2 protein-coding genes and 1 pseudogene are annotated in these 4,019 nt (G+C 69.1%); all 3 read left to right on the top strand.

The genetic code is table 11. From position 1 onward, the window contains the following. Window positions 1-101: 101 nt before the first annotated feature. On the top strand, window positions 102-2,330 hold the full coding sequence (locus GJ693_RS14425; RefSeq protein WP_156256966.1) for a fused MFS/spermidine synthase: 2,229 nt from the start codon (window positions 102-104) through the stop codon (window positions 2,328-2,330). Between the two features lie 54 nt (window positions 2,331-2,384). Further along, window positions 2,385-3,374 (top strand): aspartate carbamoyltransferase catalytic subunit, encoded by a 990-nt coding sequence (locus GJ693_RS14420; protein ID WP_156256965.1) that lies wholly within the window; start codon window positions 2,385-2,387, stop codon window positions 3,372-3,374. Continuing rightward, window positions 3,371-4,019 (top strand): annotated as a pseudogene (locus GJ693_RS14415) (dihydroorotase); the annotation flags it as partial. The gene GJ693_RS14420 and the pseudogene GJ693_RS14415, both read left to right, overlap by 4 nt.

The following is a 4,019-nucleotide window of genomic DNA, read 5'->3' as shown; positions in this document are numbered from 1 at the left end:
GGCGTGAAGGCGGGCCTGTCGCTGCTGCTGGCGGCCCTCGCCATGCTGGCCGGATTTGCGCTGGCGGCGCCGGGGCTGATCGCCGCGATGGCGGGGCGCGCATGACCAGCCGCCGCCTGGCCCTGTCGGCCCCTGTGCGGCCGTTGTTCACCGCCACCATCCTGGCCGGCAGCTTCCTGGTGTTCCTGGTGCAGCCGCTGTTCGGGCGGGTGGTGCTGCCGGTTCTGGGCGGCTCGCCCAGTGTCTGGAATGTCGCCATGTTGTTCTATCAGGCGGTGCTGCTGCTCGGCTATCTTTATGCCAACCAGTTGCAGAAACTGGCGCTCAGGCAGCAGTTGCTGGTCCATCTCGGGCTGTTCGCGCTGGCCGCGCTCACGCTCCCCATTGGCATGGCCAATTGGTACCCGCCGGCCGCCGGCCATGATCCGACACTGTGGCTGCTCGGCCTGCTGGCGGTGTCGATCGGGCCGGTGTTCTTGGTGGTCTCGGCGCAGGCGCCCCTGATGCAGGCCTGGTTTGCCCGCACTGATGATGCAGACGCAGCCAATCCCTATTTCCTCTACGCCGCCTCCAATCTCGGCAGCTTCGCCGCGCTGCTGGCCTATCCGCTGCTGGTCGAGCCGCTGGCCGGCCTGGGCCCGCAGCGGCTGGCCTGGTCAGGCGGATTCGTGGCGCTGGCGCTGCTGGTCGCGCTGTGCGGCCTGCGCGTCACCGTGGGTCAGGGTGCTGCGACCACGGCGCAACCGCTGGAACCGGTGGCGCTCAGCTGGCGGCAGCGGCTGCGCTGGGTGATGCTGGCGGCCGTGGCCTCCGGGCTGCTGCTCTCCACCACCACCCATCTCACCACCGATCTGATGGCGATGCCCTTGCTGTGGGTGGTGCCGCTGGCCATCTACCTGCTCAGCTTCGTCATTGCCTTTTCCGCCGCCGGTCCGACCTTTACCCGGCGCGCGGTCGCTGTCTCGCCCATGCTCCTGCTGCTGTTGGGCGCGCCGGTGTTTCTCTCCGGCATCGGGCCCACCCTGGGCATGGCGCTGGCCATTGCCGGGCTGGCGCTGCTGCTGGCGCTCACCGTCGCGCTGCACGGCACGCTGGCGCTGGAGCGGCCGCCGGCCGCCGGTCTCACCAGTTTCTACCTGTGGATGTCGGTCGGCGGTGCACTGGGCGGCCTGTTCTGCGCGTTGGTGGCCCCGGCGGTGCTTGCCTGGCCGTGGGAGCATCCGCTGCTGCTGCTGGTCGCCGCCGCGATGCTGGTGCCACCGGCGCGCCGCCGCTGGTTGCCGGAGCGGCCGTGGACTGCCGCGCTGATCCTGCTGGCGGCGGGCGCGCTGGCCGCAGCGCTCATCCGTCACCCGATATCGGCGCTGACCGTTCCCGATCTGGCCAGCATCGCCCCGCTGGCGGCGCTGGCCCTGCTGGCCTGGAGCGTGATCGGCCAGCGCTGGCTGTTCGTGGCGCTGCTGGCGATCACCATGCTGGCGCTGGGCGGCTTTGCCCAATTGCAGAAACAGGCCGCCGGCCAGTTCCAGCGCAGCTTCTTCGGGGTCTACACGGTCGAAACCGCTCCCACCGGTCATGTCCGCCTGTTGAAGCACGGCACCACCATCCACGGTGTCCAGTCCACCCTGCCGGCGCTGGCGCTTGCCACCACCACTTATTATGTGCCCGAAAGCGGCATCGGCCTGGCACTGGCGCAGGTGCCGGTGCTGTTTGGCCCACGGGTGCGCATCGGCGTCGTCGGGCTCGGCACCGGCACGCTGGCCTGCGCCGCCCGGCCCGGCCAGCGCTGGACCTTCTATGAAATCGATCCCGTGGTGGTGGCGATTGCCCGCCAGCGCTTCTCTTACATGTCGGGCTGCGCACCCACGGCCGGCATGATCGTCGGCGATGCGCGCCTCACCCTCAAGTCGCAGCCGCCAGCCAGTTACGACCTGCTGGCCATCGATGCCTTTTCCTCAGATGCCATCCCGCTTCACATGATGACCCGCGAGGCGCTGGCAGTGTATGGCCGGGTGCTGGCCCGCGATGGCCTGCTGCTGATCCACATCACCAACCGCTTCCTGGGCCTGCAGCCGGTGGTGGCAAAGCTGGCCGAGGACGGCGGCTGGAAGGCGGCGGTGCTCAGCTATCGGCCGGGGCGCGATGGCAAGCCGGCCAGCCCCAATGCCTCGCGCTCCGAATGGGTGGCACTGTCGCGCCAGCCCGATCGCATCGCCGCCCTGCGCGCCGCCAATCCCGGCTGGCAGCCGCTCGTGGCCCCGGCCAATACACCGCTGTGGAGCGATGATTTCGCCTCGGTGCTGCCGGTGCTGCACTGGCGGCGCAACTGAAGCTTGCCGGGGACGGGTTGATTGCCACGGCCCCTGCCATTAGGGGTGGGCTTCATGGCGCGCACCCCCTCCCACCCTGCATTGCTGGACGGCGCGCATCCGTTTCCGCACGACCATCTGCTCGGCATTGCGCAGCTGAAGCCGTGGGAAATCGCCTTCCTGCTCGATGAAGCCGAACAATGGGTGGAAATGAACCGCAAGCGTGTCGCCAAGCGCGACGAGCGGCTGACAGGGCTCACCCAGATCAATGCCTTCTTCGAAAACTCCACCCGCACACTGCTGAGCTTTGAAATCGCCGGCAAGCGGCTGGGGGCCGACGTGGTCAATCTCGGCGTGTCGGGGTCGAGCGTGAAGAAGGGCGAGACGCTGCTCGACACCGCGCTGACATTGAATGCCATGCACCCGGACATGATCGTGATCCGCCATGGATCATCCGGCGCAGTGCAGCTGATCTCGGAGAAAGTCGATTGCCCGGTGCTCAACGCCGGTGATGGCCGCCATGAACATCCCACGCAAGCCCTGCTCGACGCGCTGACCATCCGTCGCCGCAAGGGCCGCATCGCCGGGCTGAAGGTGGCGATCTGCGGCGATATCCTGCACAGCCGGGTCGCCCGCTCCAATTTCCAGCTGCTCGCCTCGCTCGGCGCCGAAGTGCGCGCGGTCGCGCCGTCGACGCTGCTGCCGGAGGGTCTTGATGGCTATGCCGTCACCAGCTTCACCGACATGGATGCCGGCCTCGCCGGCGCCGACGTGGTGATGATGCTGCGCCTGCAGACCGAACGGATGGAGGGCGCCTATGTGCCCAGTCCGAGGGAGTATTTCCGCTTCTATGGCCTCACGGAGGCGCGCCTCGCCAAGGCCGCGCCCGATGTGCTGGTGATGCACCCCGGCCCGATGAACCGCGGCGTCGAGATCGATGGTGCCATTGCCGACGACATCGCCCGCAGTGCCGTCACCGAACAGGTCGAGATGGGCGTCGCCGTGCGCATGGCCTGCCTCGATGTGCTCACCCGCCGCCGCCGCGGAATCGAGGGCTGGGCATGATCGCCAGCCCGCCCATCGCGCTGACCGGCGGCCGCATCATCTGCCCGGCGACGGGCCATGATGGCATCGCCACCATCCTCTTGAAGGACCGCAAGGTGGCCGGCATCGGTCAAGCGGAACCACCGTCCGACGCCACCGTGATCGATGCCAGCGGCCTGGTGGTGGCGCCGGGGATCATCGATGCCGGCGTGTTCAAGGCCGATACCGCTGCTGCCAATGCCGGCGGCATCACCCGCATGCTGCTGATGCCCGATCAGTCGCCGCCTTTGGATGAGCCGGCGCTGGTCGCCTATGCGCAGGGGTCGGGCAAGCCGGACGTGTGGGTGCATCCGCTCGCGGCCGCCACGCGTGACCTCAAGGGCGCGGAACTGGCCGAAATCGGCCTTGCCAAGGCCGCCGGTGCCGTGGGTGTCGCCACCGGCCGCCACGCCATCGCCGATGCCCGCGTCATGCAGCGGCTGCTGGCCTATGCCCATGGCCATGGCCTGACCGTGGTAACCCACGCCGAAGACGTGGCGCTCACCGCCGGCGCGGTCGCCACCGCTGGCGAATATGCGACGCGGCTCGGCCTCGCTGCCGCGCCGGCCTTTGCCGAGGCGCTGGCCATCACCCGCGATTGCCGGCTGGCGGAAGCCACCGGCGCCG

Origin of the sequence: Sandarakinorhabdus oryzae (assembly GCF_009733735.1) — a bacterium.
GTDB lineage: Bacteria > Pseudomonadota > Alphaproteobacteria > Sphingomonadales > Sphingomonadaceae > Sandarakinorhabdus > Sandarakinorhabdus oryzae.
This window is presented reverse-complemented; position numbering and strand designations above follow the sequence as displayed.